Raw genomic sequence first — 2,421 nt, 5'->3', positions numbered from 1 at the left:
CACGTCTGAGATTTATATCTTTCATTTTTATTTCCGAAATTCACGCCAAAGTCTAGGCCGAGAGTTGTATAATTTTCTCTTGTTTCTTCTTACCATATATCTTTATATCGTCGCCAACATATAATCTTTGATTTGGTCTCGCTTCTGCTCTATATATAGTCACCTTATCTGTTTTAGGCATCACTAAGTTCTTTTCACTTAATCTTGATTCTGGACTAGAAGATCTATTTCTGTTGGTATTTCCTTTCATATGGACCTCACTAAATTAACATAACTATTCCAGTATATAGATATAGATATCAATTTTTCATTAACACCAATTTCGTATAAATTATTGCACGCACTAAAATCTATTTACCATCTCTGAAAATTTGCTAAGAGCCTGTTTAAAATCTTTTCAAGAGTAGAGAAGTGAAAGCAAGAACGACAATATGTAGGCTGGTGTTGATTTTTCCACAATCGTCTACACTTCTCCAACCAAGCAAAAGATCTCTCAACAACCCATCTTTTCAGCAATACAGCAAAGGTGTGTAATTCGCTGCGCTTTATCACCTCAACAGTTGCACCAATGATTGCTTTCATCTGTAGACCTGCTGCAAAACAAAAATGGAGTATTTTTTAAGGGTTAAAAATTGACCAGGATAATATGCTTCTTTTCTGTAATATACTTTAAAATCAGATTTTTTTTGAAAATAGACTACCATAAGAACAGCAACTTTCCTTTTGCAGCAGGTCTAGTTTTACCATAGATCAACAAAATTGAGAAGCACCAGCTGTATTTAATATTACTATTATAGGAATATGATGGATTATGCTTTAAAGGAGTGCAAAAACTGCTGAAGCTTATACAGTAACCTGCGGAACCACTTCAGCAGAATAAACAAATATATGCCAGTATCAGTAGAGAATTATTTATAAGTCAACTAACTTTTTAAAAAAATATTTTAGTAAAAGTACCATGCTAGTTAGTGTTATAAGGAATTGAATTATTTACCCCTTTAAAAAAGGTCATACATTTGCGAGAACAAGCTGCACAAAATAGGGTTGTGAAAATAAAAGTGTGAAATTTTTGCAACAAAGCTAAGTAAATTAGTTCGTACGTAGATTTAGTGAAAATGAGCCAATGTGGCTAGTTTTAGTGTATAGTAAAGTTACTATACAAGAAAGTTCGAACGTATCACATGGTAGACCAATTGATTCCAAGAAAACTTGTTCTCACGCTTGCTTGTTAATTATGTAAAAGTAAAATCATATTATTGATTTAATGATAAAAAATATGAAAGTATATACTAATTAAAATAATTTTATTAGCTATAAAGAAGTAACTTGCTTTAATAATTTTTGCTGCTATATATGCTATAAGTTTAATATAATGAGTTTGATATGTTTGGATTAAGTGGAGTACAAAATCTATCACCTGATGGTGCTGCTCTAAAAAGGGTTATTACTAGAGAGCCTATTTCCATTTTTAGTCAGATAAAAAATGTAAAGGATGAAGAGAAAAAAGAGAAGCTTACTCAACTTTTAGAGACACTAAAAAAGAATTTGCCTGAGGGCTTTAAAATTGGAGCTGCTGTAAGTGCTGGAGATTGTTTTTTTGATTCAGTTGCTCAAAGATTGAATGAATTAAAAGGCAAAGGTCTTATTGCAAGTGATGAAGGGTTTAACGTACAGTCTTTACGGAGGGGCTGCAAGGAATATGCACAGAGAGAATTGAATACTTCGAAAAATTCATGGTTGAATAAGCTTCTAGATAAGGAGAGTGAGAAACTTCCTGAATATATTCCACGTATTGAATTTACTGCAGAAGATATTAAAAATGCTAGTTCTGGTTCAGCAGTAGGAATTCTAAACTTGCAAAATGCTATATGGGGCAGACCTGAAGTTGAAGGAAAAATGATATGTGAAAAGTATGACGTAAAAATTAAGATTATAGAATTGAGAGATGAAGAGATAGGAGAAGTACATGTCACTAAAGGTAAGTTAGGTACAGGTAATAATATCATTTATATAGTGAATTACAGGAACCATTTTGTACCACTTCTTAAGGATATTGAAAAAGACGTTGAAGAATATATAGAAGTCTCTAGGGAAGAAGTCTATGGTTTAGGAAGTCATTCTTTTATTGAAGATACAGGAAATCATGATCTTGAAGAACAGAAGCCACAAGTACAGGTTCAATTGAATCAAGACTCTTTCACTGCAATTAATGTTTACAGTAGATTAAAGGAAGTAAACTTTGATAGTGATGATTCAGATAATCCAGGTGTATGGGCAGGTATGGATCAAATAAATTCATATATAAATAATCAGGCAATTAAGACTAGTGCTAATGGTGATGAATTAGCTTATTATATTGGTCCCAATAACTTTGGTTTTGATAGCAAAGAAGGAATAGAAGATATAGCTAAACATATTTGT

Annotated in this window: 1 protein-coding gene and 2 pseudogenes; 1 reads left to right on the top strand and 2 read right to left on the bottom strand. The window is 32.0% G+C overall.

The features are described from left to right. Window positions 1-52: 52 nt before the first annotated feature. Both ACIPNH_RS00220 and ACIPNH_RS00215 read right to left on the bottom strand, forming a co-directional pair. Window positions 53-250, bottom strand: a complete 198-nt coding sequence (locus ACIPNH_RS00220; RefSeq protein ID WP_400770788.1) for a hypothetical protein — start codon at window positions 248-250, stop codon at window positions 53-55. A gap of 136 nt (window positions 251-386) precedes the next feature. Further along, window positions 387-600, bottom strand: a pseudogene (locus tag ACIPNH_RS00215) (transposase); the annotation flags it as partial. Window positions 601-1,383: 783 nt separating this feature from the next. Between ACIPNH_RS00215 and ACIPNH_RS00210 the strand changes: the two are divergent. Further along, a pseudogene (locus ACIPNH_RS00210) lies at window positions 1,384-2,421 on the top strand (hypothetical protein); the annotation flags it as partial.

Source organism: Wolbachia endosymbiont of Drosophila barbarae, assembly GCF_044752445.1.
Classification (GTDB): domain Bacteria; phylum Pseudomonadota; class Alphaproteobacteria; order Rickettsiales; family Anaplasmataceae; genus Wolbachia; species Wolbachia pipientis.
Note: the sequence above shows the minus strand (reverse complement) of the source record. Positions and strands in the feature narration are given on the sequence as shown.